Genomic DNA, 19,651 nt, shown 5'->3' with positions numbered 1-19,651 from the left:
TCGATGTTCGACGCCCGCAAGCCCTCTCCGGCGGTCGCGGCGCTGCGGCCGAGCGAATATACGGCTGCACTGATCCAGGCGCTTCGCGCTGAACCCAGCCGCGTGTGCGGTGTGCGGGCGCTCGAGATCGGATGCGGCAGTGGCGTGATCCTCGCCGTGCTGGGCGGCCTCGGCGCTGCTTCGCTTTGCGGGATCGACATCGAAGAAGATGCCATCGCCACCGGCCACGCGCTGCTGCGCGACCTTGGCCACGATGCCGAGATTCACCGCGGCGACATGTGGCAGCCGGTGGCCAGCCGGCGCTTCGATCTCATCGTCGCCAACCTGCCCCACTTCCCGATGGATCATTTCGAGGTGGCCGGGCGCCTGTCGACCTGGAGCTCGGGGGGGATCGACGGCCGCGAGCTGCTCGATCCGTTCCTCGAGGGTCTGCCGGACCATCTCGCGGTCAACGGCCGCGCCCTCATCACCCACAACGCGTTCGTGGATGTCGGGCGGTCGCGCCGGATCCTCGAGCGGTACGGGCTCGCAATGCACATCGTGAATACGGTGCTGGTTCACATCGCCAACGAGAAGATTGACCTCATGACACCTTCCATCCTGCGCGCGGAGGAGGGTCGTTCCATCCATCGCTACGGACCGCATGTCTTCGCCGACATGCACATCGTCGAAATCGCCACGGCCGGGACGCGGAGCTGACATGGCCCTGCGTCGCGTTCTGTATGTCGCGCTCTTTTGGCTCGTCGCGTTTGCCGTCCTGCCGGCGCACGCCGAGACCCCGGATGCCGCGCTGGCGAAGCTGATCGGCGAGGCGCGCGCCGCCGCCGCGGCCCCGGGCGCCTGCGAGCAACCCGGCCTCGACCGGCTGGTCCGCATTTTTTGCGAAGGCAAGATCCGCGTCGGTGTGCGCGAATACTATCCGCTGTTCGGGACTCGCGAGGGCCAGAACCGCCTGGGCTACGACGTCGATGTGGCGCGCGAGATCGCCAAGCATCTCGGCGTCGAGCCCGCCTTCACGCGTGTCAACGCGGCGAGCCGCATTCCGCTGCTCGCCGACGACAAGATCGACCTCACGATCGCGACCATGGGGCACAATACCCAGCGCGACGGGCAGGTGCGCTTCATCCGTCCGCACTATTACCGGTCGGAGACGATCATCGTCGGGCCGAAGGAACTCGCGATCAAGGGTTGGCCCGATATTGCCAGCCGCACGATCTGCGTCTCGATCGGCAATGGCTCGAACGCCCAGATCGTCTCTCACAATGCCCGCCTGATGCTGTTCGACGAGGCCGGTGTGCTGCCCGACAGGTTGCGCGACGAGACCTGCGTGCTGGCGGCGCAGGACGACAGCTTCTTCGATTACTATTTCACGGATCCGGCCTTCGCGAAGGCCTACGACAGGAAGTTCGGCTTCGCCCAGCTTCCCTGGGGCATGGCCGTGGCGTTGACCGGCAGCGATCGGCTCGCCCGGGCGCTCGACCTGATGAGCCAGATCTTCCATCGCGACGGCGTCTTTCTCGGCGTGGCGAAGCAGAACCGCATCGGTCTCGGTTTTCTCGAGCTCCAGCGCGCGGTCTGGAACAGGCCCGACTGCAACACCGATACCGGAAGCACCAGCCCGGCCTGCGTCCTTCCGGCGTTGAGCGCGGCACTGCTGCCGACGCCCTTTGCCGGCCGGGTAACCGCCTTCGAGGCGTGGCTGGAGAAGCACACCGGGATCAGCGTGCAGTTCCCGATGTTCAAGACCTTGCCCGCCTGGCAGCTCTTCACGGCGGGAATCGTGAACTCGCTGGTCCTGGTGGCGGGCGCACTCGTGGCGACGCTGCTGTTCGCCCTGGTGCTGGGCGTGCTCCAGAGTTCCCACTCGTTCCTGCTGCGTTGGCCGGCCCGCGCGCTCACCATCGTCCTTCAATCCTCGCCGGTCGTGCTGACGCTCGTCATATCCGCGGCCGTGGCGCTGGCGCTCTTTCCCTATTCCTCGGCCGTCGCGATCGGCGCCGCGATCGTGGCGCTCGGCCTGATGAACGGCGCCAACGCGGGACAGGCCATCGCCGAGGCGATGCACACGCTGCGGACGGAGCGGGGAGGGCCGCCGGCGCCTACCGTGGAACTGTTCGGGCGCGCGGTCAGCCGCTCTGCGACCCAGATCGTTTCCTTCCTCGTCAATGCCGCCAAGGGCACGCCGATCGCGAGCTTCATCGGCGCGCCCGAGCTGCTGAGCGCGCTCACCGACATCACCTCGTTCGCCAGCGGCCGGGCCAGCACCTATTCGCTGCTGCTGGTCTTCTATGTCTGCGTGGTGATCGTCGTGGTGTGGCTTTGCGACAAACTGCGGGTCTGGCTCGAACGCCGACAGATGGTGACGGCATGAGCAGGATATCGCCCGACTTCGTGCCGCAGCTGCTGGCCGGCATGGTGGTCAACTTCGAGATCGCAGCCATCGCCCTGCTGATCGGCCTGGCCGTCGGTGGCCTGCTGACGCTGGCGAAGCTGGCGGGCGGCGTGCGCGGCGCGGTCGCCACGACCTTGATCGGCCTGATGCGCGCGGCGCCGACCTTCGTGGTCATGTTCTTCCTGCTGAACATCATCCCGTCCGATGCGACCCTGTTCGGCGTTAACGTCGCGCCGTCGGGCCTCATGACCGTCGCGCTGTCGCTGGTGCCCTATGCCGCGGCCTATGTCGCCGACAATGGCGGCGAGGCGTTGCGGCAGCTCCGCGACGGGTCGCCGCTGGGGGCACTCCTCTTCCTGCCCAACGTGACGCGCGCCTTCTTCGTGCTGGTCATGTCCTCGAGTGCCGGCGCCGCCATCGGCGTTCCCGAGGGGATCGCGGTCATCCTGCGCGAAGCCGAGTTGATGCCGACGCTCGGCGACAAGATGGTCCTGTTCGCGATCGGCATCCTCTGTTTCGGGGTCACCCTGCAGGCGGGATTCGCGCTGATGCGCCTCCTGCAGCGCCATCTCGGCCGCCTCGCGCTGCGCGCCCGCGAGGGATAGTCTCCGGGCGATGAAGGGGGGAGGACGATGACAACCAGCGTGCGCTACGACTCCGTGTTCCGGGCCGGCCTGTTCGCCGGCAGGACCATCATCGTCACCGGCGGCGGCTCCGGTCTCGGCCGCTGCACCGCCCACGAGCTGAAGTCGCTCGGCGCGCGCGTGGCGCTCGTCGGCCGGACCCTCGAGAAGCTCGAGCGTGTGAAGGAGGAGCTGGGCGATCCCGACACCTTCATTTTCTCGGCCGATCTGCGCCGCGAGGACGAGGTCAAGGCGGCGATCGATGGCGTGATGGGCTGGAGTGGCCGCATCGACGGACTGGTGAACAATGCCGGCGGGCAGTTTCCCGCACCGCTCAAGGACATCTCGCTGAACGGCTGGAACGCCGTGGTCGCCAACAACATGACCGCGACCTTTCTCGTATCCAAGGCGGTCTATCTCGCCTCGATGGAAGCGCATGGCGGCGTGATCGTGAATGTCGGTGCCGACTTCGAGCTCGGCAATCCCGGCATGGCCCACAATGGCGCCGCCCGGGCCGGGCAGACCAATTTCACCTACAGCGCCTCGATCGAATGGGCACATTCGGGCGTCCGCGTGAATTCCGTCATTCCGGGCTTCATCGCCTCGTCGGGCCTCGACCGCTATCCCGAGCGTGCCCACGAGGCGCTGCGTTCGGTAAAGGACCGAATTCCCGCCAAGCGCCATGGCACGGAGTCCGAGATCGCGGGCGCCATCGTCTATCTCCTGAGCGACGCGGCGGCCTACGTCACCGGCACCACGCTGAGGGTCGACGGTGGATTGCACAACTATGGCAAATCGACTTTCTACCAGGTTCCCGATCACAACAATTCGAAGCCCTTCAACGGGTTTCCGCTCTACCGGCCGCCGAAGGTCCTGGAGTAGGGTGACGATCCCAACCCCATGACGGAGGAACCGATGCGTGTCTCCCCAGTGATGTGCAGCCTGCTCGCTGCAGCCGGAGTCGCCGTCTTCTCCTTTGCCGCCCAGGCCCAGAGCCCGACCGCGAAGGCCTCGCTGAAGGATGCGACCGGCAAGGATGTCGGCAACGTCCAGCTCCTCCAGACGCCGCACGGCGTGCTGCTCAAGATGTCGCTGAAGGGTGTGGCACCGGGCGAGCATGCGTTCCATATCCACGCGGTCGGCAAGTGCGAGGCGCCCTTCACCAGCGCCGGCGGTCATTTCAATCCCGCCTCCAAGAAGCACGGCATGGAAGCGGCCGAAGGCTCGCATGCCGGCGACATGCCCAACCTCTACATCCCGGCCAATGGCGAACTGAGGATCGATGTCGCCAACCACATGGTCTCGCTGGTCAAGGGCCAGCCCAATTCGTTGTTCGATGCCGATGGTTCGTCGATCATCATTCACGCTGGGCCCGACGACTACAAGACCGACCCCACCGGCAATGCCGGCGACCGCATCGTTTGCGGCGTCATCACGGAGTGACCTGAAGACTTCGTCCGCGGCAGCGGGCGAGGGCGCGTATTCCCACCTGGAGCTGATTGAATGGACCTGTCTCGTTTCCCGCGTCGCATCTACACCAACGCGCCCACACCCATCGAACACCTGCCGCACTTCACCAAGGCCCTCGCCGCCAGCTGCCCAGGCGGCGTCGGCCCCGAAATCTGGATCAAGCGCGACGACATGCTGGGCCTGTTCCCCGGCGGCAACAAGACGCGCAAGCTCGAGTTCCTCGCGGGCGATGCGATCGCGCAGGGTTGCGATACGCTCGTCACCTGCGGCGCGCCGCAATCCAACCATTGCCGCATCACGCTTTCCGCTGCGGTGAAGGAAGGGCTGAAGTGCCGCTTCGTGATCGAGGAGCGCATCCCCGGCAGCTACAAGAAGGAAGCCGGTGGCAACAACTTCATGTTCGAGCTGATGGGCGTCGAGGCGATCACGGTCGTTCCCGGCGGCACCAACATGGGCGAGGCGATGTCGCGTGTGGCACAGGAAGTGGCCTCGCTCGGCCGGAAAGCCTATGTGATTCCCGGTGGCGGCTCCAACGCCATCGGCGGTCTGGGCTATGTGGCTTGCGTGCAGGAGATGCAGGTCCAATGGCTCGACATGGGCCTCGCGCTCGATGCCGTGGTGGTGGGCTCGGGCAGCTCGGGCACGCATGGCGGCATGGTCGCGGGCTTCCTCGGCAACAATATCAAGGTCCCGCTGATCGGCGTCGGCGTCAGCCGCGATCCCGCCGACCAGGAGCCGCTGGTGCTGAAGGAAGCGCAGGCGGTCATCGACCTGCTGGGCGTCGACATCAAGGTGCCGGCGTCGGCGGTGAAGAGCTTCGGCGGCTTCTGGCAGCCCAAGTACTCGGTGCCGAACAAGAAGATGGTCGAGGCCGTGCAGATGCTGGCGCGCACCGAGGGCATCCTGCTCGATCCGGTCTATACCGGAAAGATCATGGCCGGCCTGATCGGCCTCGCGCGCCAGGGCCACTTCAAGCCGGGTGCCAAGGTGCTGTTCATCCACACCGGCGGCCTGCCTTCGCTGCACGTCTACGAGGACGTGGTGCTGGGCCGTACCGTCTTGCCGGACTGACGCGCTGGCCGAGCATCCCGCGCTGGCCGTGATCCGAGAGCGGGATCGATTGGCATGACCGCGGCTTCGTTGTTCGGGAGACGCGCTGCGCAGACGAGCTTTGCCGTGGCCGGAATCGTGCCGGTCTTTGCGGGCCTGTGGGGCGTGCTCCATCCGCTTGCAGGACCCGTGGGTTCGCCCATGGCAACACCCTAAGCTGGTGTTGCACTTCGTTCCTGAATTCAGGCCGTCTTTGGCAATGCCAAGGACGTTCCCTGTGCTTGCCTCACCCAGCAATTACCCTCGGCTCCCTGAATGCGCTCAGCCCGGCCTGAATGAGCGCTTGCCGCGGACGCGCCGAGCGCCCATCTAAGGCGGGTATTCGGCGACGTCTGCGTCGGCGCCTCCCGATTCCGAAGCATCCGACGATGCATCGATGCGCAAGACGAGGTGCGACATGGCCGTTGAACGAAAAGTCGAAACTTCCCCAAAGCCCGCCGTCGTGCTCACGCCCGACGAGGAGGTCACCTTGAGGCGGGTCGCCTTCGGCCAGTCGGACGTGCGGGCCATGCGCGCCCAGGACCTGACCAGGTTGCGCAATCTCCGTCTGATCCAGGACAGCAAGGACGGCCCGTGCCTCACGGTCAGCGGCCGCCAGCGGTTCGACGAACTGCCCAAGGCAATGCTGATGGACAGGGGGCCCAAGGACCTGATGTCGGCGATGGCCAAGGTCTTCAAGACGAACTGACAGAAAGCGAAAGGCCCCGCACCTTTACAGGTACGGGGCCATATCGCGTCGCCGCTCCAGCCGCACGCCCCAGTACATCCGTGGTGGCGCGCAGGGAGGAGGGCGGCCGCCGTGTTACCGGCGGCCCGTGATCAGGATGCGGCCTTGAGGTTTTCCGCAGCCATCTTGCCGCTCTTGCGATCGGCGACCAGCTCGAATTCCACCTTCTGGCCCTCGCTCAGCATGCTCATGCCGGCGCGCTCGACCGCGCTGATGTGCACGAAGGCGTCGGTGCCGCCATTGTCCGGCTGAATGAAGCCGAAGCCCTTCTGAATGTTGAACCACTTCACGGTTCCCGTCGTCGTTGTCATGGGAGACCCCTTTTCTATTTTGGATATGCGAGCCCATGCGCTCTTTCAGCATTTGAACATGCGGAAGCGCGCTGGAGCCCGTCGAAATTGCACTGGCTTTCGGGATCAAGTGTCGTGGAGCGGGCCGCTGAACAATGCCGGCGGGCGCGGACCAAATCAGATGTCCGTGTATCGACGAGCTTCATATGGTCCCTTGTTCCGACACTATCAAGGGCCAAATACAGCTGGTCCTTGCATCGTGGCGAAGGACGGAGGTGTTCATGGAGCCTCATTCTACCCCCGATCCCATCGATTCCGAGTTGCGCGCCGCAGCCGCCTCGTTCGCGCACCCCTCCGGGAGGCGGAGCCTCCTGCAGCTCGCAACCTCATTCGGTCCCTTCCTCGCAGGCTGCGTGGCGATGTACGTCGCCTGCGGCATTTCCCCGTGGCTCGTCCTTGCCCTCGCCGTACCGACCGGTGCGTTCATGGTGCGCGTGTTCATCGTCCAGCACGATTGCGGACACGGCTCGTTCTTCGCGTCGCGCCTTGCCAACACGATCGTCGGCCGGCTGTGCAGCCTGTGCACCTTCACACCCTTCGCGAACTGGCGACGCCAGCATGCGCAGCATCATGCCGAATGGAACAATCTCGATCGCGGCGATCGCGGCAGCGACATCTATTCCTCGTGCCTCACCGTGCGCGCCTACCTCGCTTTGTCGCCCCGCCAGAGGTTCCTTCATCGCCTCGTCCGCCATCCGCTGATCGCCAACTTCCTGCTGCCGCCCCTGGTGTTCGTGCTGCTCTACCGCCTGCCGTTCGACACGCCGCGCGCATGGGTACGCGAGCGCCGCTCGGTCCTTTTGACCAATGCGAGCCTCGTTGCCTTGTTCGCGACTCTCGTTCTGTTGCTGGGCTGGCGCGACGTGCTGCTGGTGCATTTGTCGATCATGGTCGTGGCGTCGATCCTCGGCGTGTGGCTGTTCACCTTGCAGCATCGCTTTCCGGGCGCTCAGTGGAGTGGTCGCGGCGCCTGGCGTTACGTCGATGCCGCGATGGACGGATCGTCGTGGTTCGATCTGCCGATCGTCCTGCGCTGGTTCACCGGCAATATCGGCTTCCATCACGTCCACCATCTCAACCAGCGCATTCCCAACTACCGGCTGCCGGCGGCCCACGAAGCGGCCCAGACGGTGCGCGCCGTTCCGCCGCTCCGCCTGCGCGCCGGCCTCGCGGCGCCGCGGCTGACACTGTGGGACGAAGCGTCGAGCCGCCTCGTTCGGTTCTGCGACGTGGCGCGGCTGGAGACGCCCGCCTGATCTTGCTCTAGCGTGGGGCCCTCGCAGAGGAGCCCCCGTCAATGTCCGTCCCCCACGGCCCGCTTCAGGGCGTCAAGGTCGTCTCCTGCTCCACCGCGCAGGCGGGCACCGTGCCTTGGATGCTGATGGCCGATCTCGGCGCCGATGTGATCAAGATCGAGTCGCCCCAGGGCGGCGACCCGTCGCGCCGCATGACCGTGCTGCCCGGCATGGGCAGCACCTTCTTCGAGACCAACAATCGCGGCGTGAAGAGTGTGACGCTGAACCTCAAGAGCGAGGAGGGGCGCGCGATCCTGCACAAGCTCGTCGCGAAAGCCGACATCTTCGGCCAGAACTTCCGTCCCGGCGCGGCCGAGAAGAACGGCTTCGGCTGGGAGGCGCTGCAAAAGGTCAATCCGAAGCTCGTCTATGTCTCGATCTCGGGCTACGGCCCCGACGGGCCGCATGCCGACCTGCCGGGCACCGATTCGATGGCGCAGGCGCTGGGCGGCATCGCCGAGGCTTATTCCATGCCGGGCCAGAAGATGCGCACCGGTGTGGTCTCGGTCGCCGACGAGACCTGCGCCATCCTGGCGTTCGGCGGTGCGTTGGCGGCGCTCACGCATGCGCGCACCACGGGAGTCGGCCAGAAGATCGACCTGTCGCTGCTGGGCGGGCAGATCCGGCTGATGGGCTGGACGCTCCAGACGGCGATGTGGCGGGACCGCAATCCCGTGACAGGTCAGGCCCGCGTCACCGGCACGCGCGAGCGGCCGGGCATCAGTGCCAGCTTCGACGATCGCGACGGCAAGCCGCTGGTCTTCCAGATCACCGGCCCGGAGGACTGGAAAGACGCGATGACGTCGCTCGGCTTCCACGAGCCTCTGGAGAAAGCGGGCTTCGCCGATCTCGGCGTGATCATCGACAATGACCAGAAACGCATCGAGCTTCTCGCAACGCTCGACGCCCTGTTCGCGACCGGAACGCGCGAAGACTGGGTCTCCCGCCTGCGCGGCGCCGACATCGTCTCGGCGCCGATCAACACGCTGCTCGAAGCCTCGAACGATCCCGACGTCGTGGCCAACGGCTATGTCGCCGAGGTCGAGTATCCGAAGCTCGGCCGGAAGCTGAAGGTGCACGGCACGCCGTGGAAGTTCTCCGAGACGCCCGCCCGGCCCGGCATCGCGCCGGAGCTGGGCGAGCACAACGACGCCGTGCTGGGCGAGCTGGGCTACGGGCCGGACGAGCTGGCCGACCTGCGCGCGCGCAGGATCATCTGAGGCCTTCCCTAGGGTAGGATCGCCTCGCCCTCGATCTCGACCTTGGCGTTGGGGTCGATCAGGGCCGACACCTGCACCAGCGTCATCGCCGGGAAGTGGCGGCCGAGCGTGGCGCCCCAAGCGGCGCCGACCGCCGCGCCGGCGGCGTTGAATTCGGCGATGTCGGTGACGTAGGCGCGCAGCGCCACGAGGTGTTCCGGCTGGCCGCCCGCGGCCTTGAGCACGGTCACCAGGTTGGAGAGCGCGATGCGCCATTGCGTGCCGGCATCGGCGTCGGCGGGAATGTGGGCCTGCACCGGCTCGCGACCGATCTGGCCGGCGATGCGTACGCTGCGCGTGCCCGTGGCGACGACACCATGGGAGAAGCCGCGCGGGCGCGGCCAGCCTTCGGGCAGGATCGGTGTGTAGGCGATATCGGACATGTCTGGTGTCTCCTCCGTTTCGGTTGGAGACACTCTAGCCGCTGCCCCCCTGGCCTCCCACCTTCTTGAAGGCGGCGCTGGAGGCACCGTGGCCCAGGGCCTGGGCATAGCCCTCCCACGTGGTGAGGAGACCGTTCTGCGCCTGCGCGATCGCGAACAGCGGCTGGCCGGGGCTGTACAGCTTCACGCCGTACTTGTTCTCGACCTTGCCGGTGCCGAAGCTCACGAAGGAGACCAGCAGTCGGTCGCCGTCGGGCATCGCCTTGCAGCGGATGGTCTCGTCGGTCTGGAAACCCTGCGCCACGAGGCGGCAGCCGTCGGGGCCGCTGACGGTGAGCGTGTGGGTCACGAAGTTCTGCGTGCCGCCGGCGCCGGGTCCCAGTGCCTGCTCGTAGACATAAGTGCCATCCCACGGTTGGGCGGCGAAGGCGACCGGGCCTGCGGCAAGTCCGAGACCCAGGGCGAGGCCGGCGATGACAGACTTCACTTGGTTCTCCTTGTCCGGGCCGGAAAAGCGGTACCGTCGCGGCGCGGGTTGCGCGTGCGGGCCCGTGTCCGCATCGTGACAGCATGGCAGATCAGAAGGTCGACCGTTACCTGCGCGCCGATGCGGCGGTTCATGCGCTCGGCCTCCTCCTGGGGGGCGTCGGCGCCGCCGTGATCCTGATCGTCGCCGCGCGCGCGTCGCAGCCGGGACAGGTCGGGCCGATCCTCGTCTATGTCGTGGGGCTGCTGGCGATGCTCTCCTGCTCGGCGGCCTACAATCTGCGCCTCGCCAGCCCGCGGCGCGACTGGCTGCGGAGGCTCGACCATGCCGCGATCTTCGTCATGATCGCCGGCACCTATACGCCGCTCACCCTGCTGAAGCTGCGCGAACCGTGGTCGAGCGGGCTCACGGCGGTGATGTGGGCGGCGGCCTCGCTCGGCATCGCCGTGAAGTTCCTGCAGCCGCGGCGCATCGAGCAGATCTCGGTGCTGCTCTATCTCCTGATGGGCTGGATCGGCCTGTTCGCGATCGACGAGCTGCTGGCCTCGGTGGAGCGGGAGACGCTGATCCTGCTTCTCGCAGGCGGCGTGGTCTATTCGCTGGGCACGATCTTCCATCTGTCGAGCCGGCTGCCTTACCAGCAGGCGCTGTGGCATGCCTCGGTGCTCGTGGCCGCTTCTATCCACTATGCGGCGATCCTGTCGCTGTTGACGCCGTGAAGCGACACCGGTTTACGTGGTCGGCATGTCGTCGCGTCTGCTCTTCCGCCTGACCGCCGTCGCCGTCCTCGCCGCGGGCCTCGTCATGGTCGTGGCCGGCGCCTCGATGAGCGTGTGGGCCTGGAACACGGCGGAGACCCAGATCGCCTTCCGCCTCGGCCTGCCGCTGGCGACGGCGTGGCTCGTCTTCACCCTGGTCCGGCTGGTGCGCGTGCTGCCGGAGGCCTGGAGAGGCGAGGAACAGGCGCGCGATCCGCTGACGGCCCTGGCGGCGGCTCCGAAGACGGACGTGGACGAGAGGCTGAAGAAGACTTCGCCCGATGCGCTTTCGGTCCGGCAGATCGCGCTGCCGCGCGAACCCGAGCTGCGGCGGCGTCCGAGGATCGTGCAGAAGGTCGAACTGCGCGGCGGCCGCACACTCTATCGCGTCCAGCCGGTGCGGCCGGCGCCGGTCGCACGGCGCGCCGCCGCCGCCGCGACCCTCGTGATCGCCGCGGTCATCCTGTTCTTCCTGCTCGGGCCGCTCGACCTTGAGGATGTGAGCTGGATCGCCTCGCTATTTCGAGCGCTCGAGGAGTTCCCGAGCCTTTTTCATCGTGTCGACGCAGTTGGCCTCCTGGCCGCGCTCGGCTTCGGCGCGCGCGGCCACCAGCAGCGCCTGTAGCGCCGTCCGGTCGGCGGCAGCATCCTTTCTCGCTTCGTTCCGGGCCGCCTGCGGCGAGGCCGGGCCAGAGAGCGAGGGCGAAGGCGATGATTCGGATGTGCATACATCGTCAAACGACGCTTTCGGGGGCCCGGTTGCCCTTGAACTGCCGGCGAAGTGCACTAACATATGGTGTGCAAAACAGGCCGGGATGAACCCGGTGCTACAGGGATGTCCAAATGACCAAGTTTCGTTGGCTCGCGATCCTCGCGGCTCTGATCATTGCGGTGCCGTCGCTGGCCCCGTCGCCCGCCGATGCGCGGGCAGGCAGTGGCGGCAGCCGCGGCAGCAAGTCCGGCCAGGCGCCGGCCCCGACCCAGACCGCGCCGACCTCCAAGCCGGCCGAGCGCAGCGCCACGCCGCAGCAGCAGAGCCCGTCGGCCAATCCGGCCAGCGCGGCCGCCGCCGGCGCCAAGCCCGGTGGCTTCATGTCGCGCAATCCGTTCCTGTCGGGACTGATGGGCGGCATGCTGGGCGCCGGCCTGATCGGCATGATGATGGGCGGCGGCTTCGGCGCCGGCCTCGGCAGCATGGCCGGCATGCTGGGCCTGCTCCTTCAGCTCGCCCTGATCGGCGGCATCGTCTACTTCGGCCTGCGCTGGTGGAAGTCGCGCAACGGTGCCCCGCAGGCGGCCTTCGCCGGCGCCGGTGCCGGAGCGGGCGGCCCGATGGGCAGCAATCCGATGACGCCGAACGATGCGGCGCCGAATTCGATGGCCCGCACCGGCCTGCAGCCCCAGATGGGCGGCATGCTGGGCGGTGGCGCGGGGGCGGCTTCGGCGGCCACCGAGACGCAGTCTCTCGCGATCGGTGAGGACGACTACAACGCCTTCGAGGCGCTGCTCACCAACGTGCAGGCGGCCTACAGCGCCGGCGACCTCGCCAAGCTCCGGACTCTCGTCTCGCCGGAAATGCTGGGCTACTTCTCCCAGGACCTGGCGGCCAATGCGAGCCGCGGCGTCGAGAACAAGGTCTCGGACGTGAAGCTCGAGCAGGGCGACCTGTCCGAGGCCTGGAGCGAGGGCTCGGTCGACTACGCCTCCGTCGCCATGCGCTTCAGCATGATCGACGTGATGCGCGACGTCGCCGACGGCCGCATCGTCGAGGGCAACGAGCAGGTGCGCACCGAGGCGACGGAAGTCTGGACCTTCCTGCGCGGCCGCGGCGGCAACTGGATCCTCTCGGCCATTCAGAACACCTGATCGGCTCCTCGATCTTTCGAAATGCAGAATCGGCCGGCCCCCAAGCCGGCCGATTTTCTTTGTGCGGCCCGCTCCTTGCTCGGATAGCCTGTTAGTGGGCCCGCCGTTGGGGGGAAGGGAAGGAAAATCATCATGACTCGCCTGACACGAAGGGCCGCCCTCGCGGGCGCCGCACTCCTGCCGCTCAGCGCCGCCGCACCGTCGCGCGCGCAAGGGAAGTTTCCCGACAAGCCGATCCGGCTGATCATCCCCTGGGCCGCGGGTGGTCCGGCCGATGGCGGCTTCCGCATCCTCGCGGAATCGGCGGCCAAGAAGCTGGGCCAGCCGGTCGTCGTCGAGAACAAGGGCGGCGCGGCCGGGGTGCTGGGCGCGCTGGCGCTGCAGGACGCCAAGCCCGACGGCTACACGATCAGCCAGATGCACATGAGCGTGCTGCGCCAGCCGATGCTGAACGCCTCGCTCAAGTACGATCCGATCAAGGACCTGACCTACATCCTGCAGATCACCGGCTTCGTCATGGGCGTCGTCGTGCGCCCCGATGCGCCGTGGAAGACGCTGCCCGAGCTGCTGGCCTATGCCAAGGCCAATCCCGGCAAGCTGAACTGGGGCACGCTCGGTGCGGGCTCGACCCAGCATCTGGCGATGGAGAGTCTCGGCCTCAAGGAAGGCCTCAGCTGGACGCATGCGCCCTATCGCGGCACCGCCGACACGCTGCGCGCGCTGATGGGTGGCGAGATCGACTTCGCCTCGGAATCCTCGGGCTGGGCGCCGCTGGTGATGGCCGGCAAGCTGCGCCTGCTCGCGGTCTTCACCGAGAGCCGCGCCAAGCGCTTCCCCGAGGTGCCCACGGTCAGGGAACTCGGCCTCGAGATCGCCGTCGACAGTCCGGGCGGCCTGATCGGCCCCAAGGGCATGGACCCCGCCGTGGTCAAGATCCTGGCCGACGCCTTCCGCGAGGCCGCGGGCGAGCCCAAGCACCTCGCCTTCCTCGACAACATGGACCAGCCGCTGCTGCTGCTCGACGGCCCCGCCTATCAGGCGAAGATGGCGAAGACGATGGAGCAGGAGCGCGTGCTGCTGAAGAAGCTGAATCTGCTGGCGACTTGAGAAGGCGGAAGGAAGAGAAGCCGTCGTCCCTCGACTTCGCTTCGCTCCGCTCGGGACGACGGGTGTGTTGTTACGACCGCAACAACGCCCCGTAGCCTTCGATCGACGTCCGGATGCCCGTCATCCGCAGGCAGTGCCACAGGCTCGCCTGGTTGGCGGTGATCACCGGACGGCCGAGATCGCGTTCGAGTGTTTCGATGATGCCGACGCAGCGGAAGCCGGTGCCGCCGATCAGCACGCCGTCGGCCTCGGTTGGACAGGCCCGGCGGATCTGGGCGTAGAGCGGCTCGATCTCCTGCTCGAAGCCCATGCCCTGCGGATAGAGATCCTGCGGCGGCACGTCCCGCCACTTGCGGCCGGGATCGAGGCGCAGGTGTCCCACCGGCGCGAGTCCGTGATCGCCGTAGTAGCGCAGCGCCGCGCCCACCGTGTCGTCGGGAAACCACGGCGGCACGACGAGGAACGGCCGCTTCACCCCCGAGTGCCGCAGCGCTGCCAGCGTATCGAGCCCATTGGTCGTGACCCTGGCCTCGTCGCCCGCGATGCCCGATCGCACCACCGAAGACAGCGCCTCGACGGTGGCCTCGTCCCAGCCCTTGCCGCCCACGACGCTGCTCGACGTGTGGGCGAAGACGACGGCCTGCAGCTTCATGGTCGAGAACTGCTTCGCGCCGCGCGCCAGATCGTCGGCGAGATCGACGCCGCTTTTGTCGGCGCGCCACCTGGCCCACGGCGTCGGCGCCGTCACTCGCGCGGCATGGATCGACACGCCGGGCGGCGCCATCGCCCACCACTCGGCCTCCGGCACGGCTTCGTTGCCGACGATGAACAGCCCGATGCGGGCGCGCCAGCCCCAGTTGTCGTGGTGAGTCATGTGTTGCCTTTCGTATGAGCAGCGGCGTGCGCAACCCCCTCACCCAGCCTCTCCCCCTGGCGGGGGCGAGGAGCATGACTCCTCGAACTCCTCTCCCCCGATCGGGGGAGAGGCTGGGTGAGGGGGCGACGCACCACTCAGAACCCGTAAAGAACCTTCGGATTGTCGACGAGGATCTTCTGCCGCACGCCGGCGTCCGGCACGCAGCGGAAGAAGGTGCGCAGCAAATCCGCCTCCTGCGGGATCGCCTTCGCATCGTGGCCGACATGCGGCCAGTCGCTGCCCCAGACCAGCCGGTCGGGATTGGCCGCGACCAGCGCCGCCATGAACGGCGCGGTGTCGTCATAGGCGGCGCCCGGCCCGGCGCCCTGGCGGGTGTTGCGATCGGCGCCCGAGAGCTTGCACCAGTAGCGGCCGGTCTTCAGCCGCTCGCAGAACCAGCGGAAGCCCGCATAGTCGACGCCCTTGTCGGCCATGGTGCGCCCCATATGATCGATCACGAAATCGAACGGCATCTTCTCCAGCGTCGGCGCCAGCTCCATCAGGTCGCCGGTCTCGACCCAGAGCTGCACGTGCCAGCCGCGCGCCCCGAGGCGCGGCGCCAGCGCCACAAGGTCGTCGAGGCTCATGCCGCCCGAGGAGACCGGCTTGCCGTCCTGGCGCAGCAGGTTGATGCGCACGCCCCTGAAGCCCGCCTCGCTCAGCTCGTCGAGCCGGCGCTCGCTCACCTCGGGCTTCAGCAGCGCCACGCCGCGCAGCCGGTCGCGATGGCGCTGCAGCGCGTCGAGCGTCACCTCGTTGTCGCCGCCGGCCGCCAGCGCATGGACGATCACGCCGCGCGCGATGCCCAGCCGGTCCCACAGCGCCAGCAGCGCCTCGACCGGCGTCTCCTGCAGCGGCGCGAACTTGCCGCCCTGCACGGCGGGGAAGCGGTCGTAGGGACCGTAGACATGGACGTGGCAGTCGGCGCTGCCGGCGGGGAGGGCGAAGCTTTCCTGGGTCATGCGGACCACTCTAGTGACTTTCCGGACCGGATAGAATCAAGCGGTCCTTTCAGCACCGACCACCCGGAGAGGCTGGCCGGAAACGGATCAAGTCGCGTGGGGGCCTCCTCCGGATGAGGGGCAGGGCTGGCGCTTGTGAATACTCCGTCGTCTCGACCGGAGCGCCCCTCGAGTGCCTCGGGGCAGGCTCCGCGCGGAGTGGAGGGCCGTCACATTTTGAATACGCCGTCGTCTCGACCGGAGCGCCCCCTCGGACGCCCTCGGGGCGGGCTCCGGCGCGTAGCGGAGAGACCTTCTCTCCACCAAAAGCCGGCAAATCGTCGAGAGAAGGTCTCTCCGCTACGCCTCGCTGCGCGAGGCTTCGGTCGAGACGACGGGAGAGCGGGTGCATGCGATTGAGCCGCGTGATTCGCGGTTCAAGCTAAGGCATTCGGACAACATGTAGTGGGCAGCGCCGCAGTCTACACAACATGTGGTCCCGACCGCGTTGGCGCGGAGAGCGCCCTTTTCGCCGACACATATTGCGTTTGTTGCATTTATTTCGTTTACGCGGCCCGCCAAGACAGCCGAAAGCGTGCAACTTACCAGTATACCCCATCGCCGCGCCCGCGTCGAACGCCCCGCGCTCCCTGCCGAACCACCAAAGGAACACACGCCCGCAGCGCGCGTTGTCCTCTACCTTTTTAGTGGCCCCACCCCCGCAACGATCCGGAGACAGCCCCTCCCATGAAGACCCTCCCCCTGGCCCTCGGCCTCGCTGCCGCCTTCGCCGCCGCCGGCTGCTCCCAGCTCGACCAGGCCTTCGTCCCGCCGCCGCCCAGCGCGCTGTCGCAGCCGATCCAGGCCGCCGAGATCGACTGGTCGCGCAGGAGCGGCGCCAACACGGTGAGCGGCATCGCGACCATGAAGGCGGGCGACACCACCCACACCTGCGGGGGCCAGGCCGCCAACCTCGTGCCCGACAGCGCCTATGCCCGCGCCCGCATGACGGCGATCTTCGGCAACGACCAGCGCGGCACGCGCGCCTCGGCCCAGGGCCCGGTGAAGTTCGACCGCGACGACCCGCTCTACGTCTCGACCCTGCGCCGCACCACCTGCGACGCCTCCGGCAGCTTCTCCTTCCCGCGCGTCCCCGACGGCGTCTGGTACGTCACGACCAGCGTGAAGTGGGACGGCCCGGGCGACCGCGCCGAGGGCGGCTCGATGATGAAGCGGGTGGACGTGCGGGGCGGGAAGCTGGTGAAGGTGACGTTGCCTTGAGGGAGGGCGTTTTGCTGGCTGATATCGGGGAGAGTTTTTTATGCCACGGGCGCGGCAAGATTTCTTGGCTCGCAAAGAGGTAAGAGTCTGCATCCGGAAAGCGTTATTGCCTTGAAAATGAAACAACTCTAGATTGGAGATTGCGCTTAACTCACAGGCAAGAATTGATCGCTAAATGACGATGTTTAAGTCACAGCGTGTTCGCGATCCGGTGCACAATTTAATCGGATTGGGGAGTGCGTCGATCGGGACATTCCGTATGTTCACATCTCACGTCACACCAAGTATCGGACACTGAATTGGGATTGTATTTCAATACAATCACGAGAAGGCGAAGCTCATGTTCGAGATGAGCCTGGAAACAGCATGTTGGACGTTTTGTGGGCGCGATGTCGTAGTCTCGCGGTACCTCAGTCCGGTAAATGGGAGTTCTTCGGCTCTGCATTTGTCGGCACTGTTAAGAGGTTGGACGCTGCCATAGCCAGTGCGATGGCCGATGAGTTCTTTTACGAGTTGTACATGCCAATGCTTGTGCATGCTCCTTGGCAGAGGACGAAGAGAAAGAGACTGTAAGTCGCATACAGAGGGCATTGGGATGGGATGCCCAGTGGACACCTTATGTTTTCTGCTCCGTGCAGTGTGCCCCTTGCTAGGTGGACTAGTGCAGACCGGTACACTCTGTGCGCTGCCCGAGTGGCGGAAACTAAGCGCTCACCCACCCGTGATCCCCCACCCCTGATCCATCCGCCCGCGTGCTACAGTACCAGCCCCATGCCGCCTCTCTCGCGCCGCACCTGGAGCTGGACCTTCGATCTGCCGCCGTCCGTGCTGTGGCCGGTGCTGGCCGACACCAACCGTTTCAACGAGGCGATGGGCCTGCCGCCCTACCTGCTGGAGGAGACGCCGCAGCCCAACGGCACGGTGCTGCGCCGCGGCCGGGGCAAGGCGGCGGGGTTCACGCTCGAATGGGAGGAGAAGCCCTACGAGTGGGTGCTGGGCCGGCATTTCAACGTCTCGCGGGTCTTCTCCAAGGGGCCGTTCCGCCGCTTCGGGCCGGTGTTTGATCTCGAGCCCGACGGCAAGGGCGGCTCGCTGGTCAGCTACGCGCTCGAATGGGAGCCGCTCACCCTGATGGGCCGCCTGTTCGGCCGGCGCCTGGCCGAGCAGGCCGGCGCCGCCGTGGGCAAGCGCATCCTGGAGGCTGTGTCCTTCCTCAAGGGCGAGCGCGAGACGCCGTTCGAGCTGCCGACGCCGGCGCTGCCTGACGGCGCGTTCGAGCGCGCGGCGGCGATGGCGGTGGAGATCGACCGCAGCCCCTACGGCAACGGGCTCGGCCGGGTGCTGACCGGCACGGTGCTGGGCGGCATGGCGGGCGATCTCGCCCATCTCAAGCCCAAGCGGCTGGCGCGCCAGATCGGCGTGACGCCGCGCGCCGCCATCGAGGGCTGCCTCGCCTCGGTGCGGGCGGGGCTTCTGACCATGAGCTGGGACCTGCTCTGCACCAACTGCCGCGGGCCCAAGCTCTCGGCCTCGGCCCTGTCGGAAGTGCCGCGCGGCGCGCACTGTCCCTCCTGCAACATCGACTACGACCGCGATTTCGAGAAGAACGTCGAGCTCACCTTCGCGCCCGCGCCCTCGGTGCGGCCGCTGATGGCGGGCGGCTTCTGCCTCTCGGGCCCGATGGCGACGCCGCATGTCGCGGTCCAGCTTCTCCTGGCGCCGGGGGAGCGGCGGAGCGTGGCCGTCGATCTGCCGCCCGGCCGCTACCGGCTGCGCACGCTCCATCCCGGCGGGACGGTCGACATCGAGCACGAGGGCGGGCCGTTTCCCGGCCTGCTTGTGACGGCGACGGGCGTCGAGGCGATGCCTGCGTCGGGCGAGGCGGGAACCATCGCGTTCGTGAACGAGGCGGGCTTCGAGCTGGCGGCGCTGATCGAGGACCGGACCTGGACGCGCGAGGCGCTGACCGTGCCGGAGGTGATCTCGCTGCAGGCGTTCCGCGATCTCTTCGCCGCCGCCACCCTGCGGCCGGGCGACGAGGCGGGGGTCAGCCAGGTGGCGCTGCTCTTCTCCGACCTGCGCGGCTCGACCGCGCTCTACGAGCGCATGGGCGATGCCGCCGCCTACAACGTCGTGCGCGAGCATTTCGCGCTGCTGGCCGCCATCGTGCGCGACCATGACGGCGCGGTGGTGAAGACCATCGGCGACGCCGTCATGGCCTCGTTCGGCGATCCCGCCCACGCGGTGCGCGCCGCGCTCTCCATGCAGGCCCGCATCGCCGACCAGGATCTGTCCCTGAAGCTCGGCGTCCACATGGGCCCGAGCGTGGTGGTGACCCTGAACGACCGGCTCGACTATTTCGGCTCCACCGTGAACATGGCCGCCCGCCTGCAGGGCCAGAGCGACGGCGGCGACGTGGTGCTGAGTCGTGCGGTCGCCGACGATCCCGCGGTCCAGACCGTCATCGCCGACGTGTCCCGCCGCGAGGAAGAGGTGGCGCTGAAAGGCTTCGACCGGCCGGTGGGGTTCGTGCGTCTTTTTCAAGCTCCTCTCCCCCGCTAGGGGGAGAGGTTAGGTGAGGGGGTTACACGGGGTGCGTCGCCCCCTCACCCAGCCTCTCCCCCTAGCGGGGGAGAGGAGCTTGAAAAAGACGCACGAACCCCACCGGCCGGTCGAAGCCTTTCAG

General features: G+C 67.3%; 20 protein-coding genes. 15 read left to right on the top strand and 5 right to left on the bottom strand.

Translation table 11 applies throughout. The annotated features are described in order from the left end of the window. Positions 1–3 precede the first annotated feature (3 nt). The 7 genes from Q7V45_RS05410 (at position 4) to Q7V45_RS05380 (ending at position 6,283) form a co-directional block, all read left to right on the top strand. Positions 4–699: a methyltransferase domain-containing protein gene (locus Q7V45_RS05410; RefSeq protein ID WP_304848211.1), complete on the top strand. Its 696-nt coding sequence runs from the start codon at positions 4–6 to the stop codon at positions 697–699. 1 nt (position 700) lies between these two features. Continuing rightward, on the top strand, positions 701–2,371 hold the full coding sequence (locus Q7V45_RS05405) for a transporter substrate-binding domain-containing protein (RefSeq protein ID WP_304848208.1): 1,671 nt from the start codon (positions 701–703) through the stop codon (positions 2,369–2,371). Beyond that, entirely contained in the window at positions 2,368–2,997 is a 630-nt protein-coding gene (locus Q7V45_RS05400; protein WP_304848205.1) for a hypothetical protein, read from the top strand. Before Q7V45_RS05405 ends, Q7V45_RS05400 begins: the two co-directional genes overlap by 4 nt. A 27-nt stretch (positions 2,998–3,024) precedes the next feature. Further along, a complete protein-coding gene (locus Q7V45_RS05395; protein WP_304848202.1) occupies positions 3,025–3,897 on the top strand; it encodes an SDR family oxidoreductase in 873 nt (290 codons plus the stop codon). A gap of 33 nt (positions 3,898–3,930) precedes the next feature. Further along, entirely contained in the window at positions 3,931–4,458 is a 528-nt protein-coding gene (locus Q7V45_RS05390) for a superoxide dismutase family protein (RefSeq protein ID WP_304848199.1), read from the top strand. Positions 4,459–4,518: 60 nt separating this feature from the next. Further along, positions 4,519–5,556 carry a D-cysteine desulfhydrase gene (locus Q7V45_RS05385; protein WP_304848196.1) on the top strand — a complete coding sequence of 346 codons (1,038 nt, stop codon included), beginning with the start codon at positions 4,519–4,521 and terminating at the stop codon, positions 5,554–5,556. Positions 5,557–5,992: 436 nt separating this feature from the next. Next, positions 5,993–6,283 (top strand): hypothetical protein, encoded by a 291-nt coding sequence (locus Q7V45_RS05380; RefSeq protein ID WP_304848193.1) that lies wholly within the window; start codon positions 5,993–5,995, stop codon positions 6,281–6,283. A 131-nt stretch (positions 6,284–6,414) separates the two neighbouring features. Here the strand turns inward: Q7V45_RS05380 and Q7V45_RS05375 are convergent, their stop codons facing one another. Next, positions 6,415–6,633: a cold-shock protein gene (locus Q7V45_RS05375; protein ID WP_304848190.1), complete on the bottom strand. Its 219-nt coding sequence runs from the start codon at positions 6,631–6,633 to the stop codon at positions 6,415–6,417. 260 nt (positions 6,634–6,893) lie between these two features. On the opposite strand from Q7V45_RS05375, the gene Q7V45_RS05370 reads away from it, so the two are divergent. Then, positions 6,894–7,928: a fatty acid desaturase gene (locus tag Q7V45_RS05370; RefSeq protein WP_304848185.1), complete on the top strand. Its 1,035-nt coding sequence runs from the start codon at positions 6,894–6,896 to the stop codon at positions 7,926–7,928. Between the two features lie 41 nt (positions 7,929–7,969). After that, positions 7,970–9,187: a CaiB/BaiF CoA-transferase family protein gene (locus tag Q7V45_RS05365; protein ID WP_304848182.1), complete on the top strand. Its 1,218-nt coding sequence runs from the start codon at positions 7,970–7,972 to the stop codon at positions 9,185–9,187. A gap of 8 nt (positions 9,188–9,195) precedes the next feature. Here the strand turns inward: Q7V45_RS05365 and Q7V45_RS05360 are convergent, their stop codons facing one another. After that, positions 9,196–9,609, bottom strand: a complete 414-nt coding sequence (locus tag Q7V45_RS05360; RefSeq protein ID WP_304848179.1) for a RidA family protein — start codon at positions 9,607–9,609, stop codon at positions 9,196–9,198. 34 nt (positions 9,610–9,643) lie between these two features. Then, positions 9,644–10,096, bottom strand: coding sequence for a DUF5991 domain-containing protein (locus Q7V45_RS05355; protein WP_304848176.1), 453 nt, complete (start codon positions 10,094–10,096; stop codon positions 9,644–9,646). An 83-nt stretch (positions 10,097–10,179) separates the two neighbouring features. Between Q7V45_RS05355 and Q7V45_RS05350 the strand changes: the two genes are divergently transcribed. The 4 genes from Q7V45_RS05350 to Q7V45_RS05335 all read left to right on the top strand — a co-directional run bounded on the left by Q7V45_RS05350 (position 10,180) and on the right by Q7V45_RS05335 (position 13,827). Further along, the gene (locus Q7V45_RS05350) at positions 10,180–10,815 is read left to right on the top strand and encodes a hemolysin III family protein (protein ID WP_304848173.1); all 636 of its coding nucleotides are present in this window, start codon (positions 10,180–10,182) and stop codon (positions 10,813–10,815) included. A 25-nt stretch (positions 10,816–10,840) separates the two neighbouring features. Continuing rightward, positions 10,841–11,479, top strand: a complete 639-nt coding sequence (locus tag Q7V45_RS05345) for a hypothetical protein (protein ID WP_304848170.1) — start codon at positions 10,841–10,843, stop codon at positions 11,477–11,479. 218 nt (positions 11,480–11,697) lie between these two features. Further along, positions 11,698–12,720 carry a TIM44-like domain-containing protein gene (locus Q7V45_RS05340; protein WP_304848168.1) on the top strand — a complete coding sequence of 341 codons (1,023 nt, stop codon included), beginning with the start codon at positions 11,698–11,700 and terminating at the stop codon, positions 12,718–12,720. A gap of 132 nt (positions 12,721–12,852) precedes the next feature. After that, positions 12,853–13,827 (top strand): tripartite tricarboxylate transporter substrate binding protein, encoded by a 975-nt coding sequence (locus Q7V45_RS05335; RefSeq protein ID WP_304848163.1) that lies wholly within the window; start codon positions 12,853–12,855, stop codon positions 13,825–13,827. 70 nt (positions 13,828–13,897) lie between these two features. On the opposite strand, the gene Q7V45_RS05330 is transcribed toward Q7V45_RS05335, so the two are convergent. Together Q7V45_RS05330 and Q7V45_RS05325 are read right to left on the bottom strand one after the other, a co-directional pair. Next, complete coding sequence (locus tag Q7V45_RS05330; protein WP_304848160.1) at positions 13,898–14,701, bottom strand: hypothetical protein; 804 nt, start codon at positions 14,699–14,701, stop codon at positions 13,898–13,900. A gap of 137 nt (positions 14,702–14,838) precedes the next feature. After that, the gene (locus tag Q7V45_RS05325; RefSeq protein ID WP_304848157.1) at positions 14,839–15,705 is read right to left on the bottom strand and encodes an amidohydrolase; all 867 of its coding nucleotides are present in this window, start codon (positions 15,703–15,705) and stop codon (positions 14,839–14,841) included. A 726-nt stretch (positions 15,706–16,431) separates the two neighbouring features. Here Q7V45_RS05325 and Q7V45_RS05320 point away from each other — a divergent pair. After that, complete coding sequence (locus Q7V45_RS05320; protein ID WP_304848154.1) at positions 16,432–16,965, top strand: hypothetical protein; 534 nt, start codon at positions 16,432–16,434, stop codon at positions 16,963–16,965. A 771-nt stretch (positions 16,966–17,736) separates the two neighbouring features. After that, a complete protein-coding gene (locus Q7V45_RS05315) occupies positions 17,737–19,527 on the top strand; it encodes an adenylate/guanylate cyclase domain-containing protein (RefSeq protein WP_304848151.1) in 1,791 nt (596 codons plus the stop codon). Positions 19,528–19,651 lie beyond the last annotated feature (124 nt).

The organism is Reyranella sp. (assembly GCF_030651995.1).
Lineage (GTDB): Bacteria > Pseudomonadota > Alphaproteobacteria > Reyranellales > Reyranellaceae > Reyranella.
This window is presented reverse-complemented; position numbering and strand designations above follow the sequence as displayed.

What these genes read in the sequence shown, in the direction of transcription:
- Q7V45_RS05410 (WP_304848211.1), top strand. Translation starts at nt 4, where the DNA reads ATGTTCGACGCCCGCAAGCCCTCTCCGGCGGTCGCGGCGCTGCGGCCG.
- Q7V45_RS05405 (WP_304848208.1), top strand. Translation starts at nt 701, where the DNA reads ATGGCCCTGCGTCGCGTTCTGTATGTCGCGCTCTTTTGGCTCGTCGCG.
- Q7V45_RS05400 (WP_304848205.1), top strand. Translation starts at nt 2,368, where the DNA reads ATGAGCAGGATATCGCCCGACTTCGTGCCGCAGCTGCTGGCCGGCATG.
- Q7V45_RS05395 (WP_304848202.1), top strand. Translation starts at nt 3,025, where the DNA reads ATGACAACCAGCGTGCGCTACGACTCCGTGTTCCGGGCCGGCCTGTTC.
- Q7V45_RS05390 (WP_304848199.1), top strand. Translation starts at nt 3,931, where the DNA reads ATGCGTGTCTCCCCAGTGATGTGCAGCCTGCTCGCTGCAGCCGGAGTC.
- Q7V45_RS05385 (WP_304848196.1), top strand. Translation starts at nt 4,519, where the DNA reads ATGGACCTGTCTCGTTTCCCGCGTCGCATCTACACCAACGCGCCCACA.
- Q7V45_RS05380 (WP_304848193.1), top strand. Translation starts at nt 5,993, where the DNA reads ATGGCCGTTGAACGAAAAGTCGAAACTTCCCCAAAGCCCGCCGTCGTG.
- Q7V45_RS05375 (WP_304848190.1), bottom strand. Translation starts at nt 6,633, where the DNA reads ATGACAACGACGACGGGAACCGTGAAGTGGTTCAACATTCAGAAGGGC.
- Q7V45_RS05370 (WP_304848185.1), top strand. Translation starts at nt 6,894, where the DNA reads ATGGAGCCTCATTCTACCCCCGATCCCATCGATTCCGAGTTGCGCGCC.
- Q7V45_RS05365 (WP_304848182.1), top strand. Translation starts at nt 7,970, where the DNA reads ATGTCCGTCCCCCACGGCCCGCTTCAGGGCGTCAAGGTCGTCTCCTGC.
- Q7V45_RS05360 (WP_304848179.1), bottom strand. Translation starts at nt 9,609, where the DNA reads ATGTCCGATATCGCCTACACACCGATCCTGCCCGAAGGCTGGCCGCGC.
- Q7V45_RS05350 (WP_304848173.1), top strand. Translation starts at nt 10,180, where the DNA reads ATGGCAGATCAGAAGGTCGACCGTTACCTGCGCGCCGATGCGGCGGTT.
- Q7V45_RS05345 (WP_304848170.1), top strand. Translation starts at nt 10,841, where the DNA reads ATGTCGTCGCGTCTGCTCTTCCGCCTGACCGCCGTCGCCGTCCTCGCC.
- Q7V45_RS05340 (WP_304848168.1), top strand. Translation starts at nt 11,698, where the DNA reads ATGACCAAGTTTCGTTGGCTCGCGATCCTCGCGGCTCTGATCATTGCG.
- Q7V45_RS05335 (WP_304848163.1), top strand. Translation starts at nt 12,853, where the DNA reads ATGACTCGCCTGACACGAAGGGCCGCCCTCGCGGGCGCCGCACTCCTG.
- Q7V45_RS05330 (WP_304848160.1), bottom strand. Translation starts at nt 14,701, where the DNA reads ATGACTCACCACGACAACTGGGGCTGGCGCGCCCGCATCGGGCTGTTC.
- Q7V45_RS05325 (WP_304848157.1), bottom strand. Translation starts at nt 15,705, where the DNA reads ATGACCCAGGAAAGCTTCGCCCTCCCCGCCGGCAGCGCCGACTGCCAC.
- Q7V45_RS05320 (WP_304848154.1), top strand. Translation starts at nt 16,432, where the DNA reads ATGAAGACCCTCCCCCTGGCCCTCGGCCTCGCTGCCGCCTTCGCCGCC.
- Q7V45_RS05315 (WP_304848151.1), top strand. Translation starts at nt 17,737, where the DNA reads ATGCCGCCTCTCTCGCGCCGCACCTGGAGCTGGACCTTCGATCTGCCG.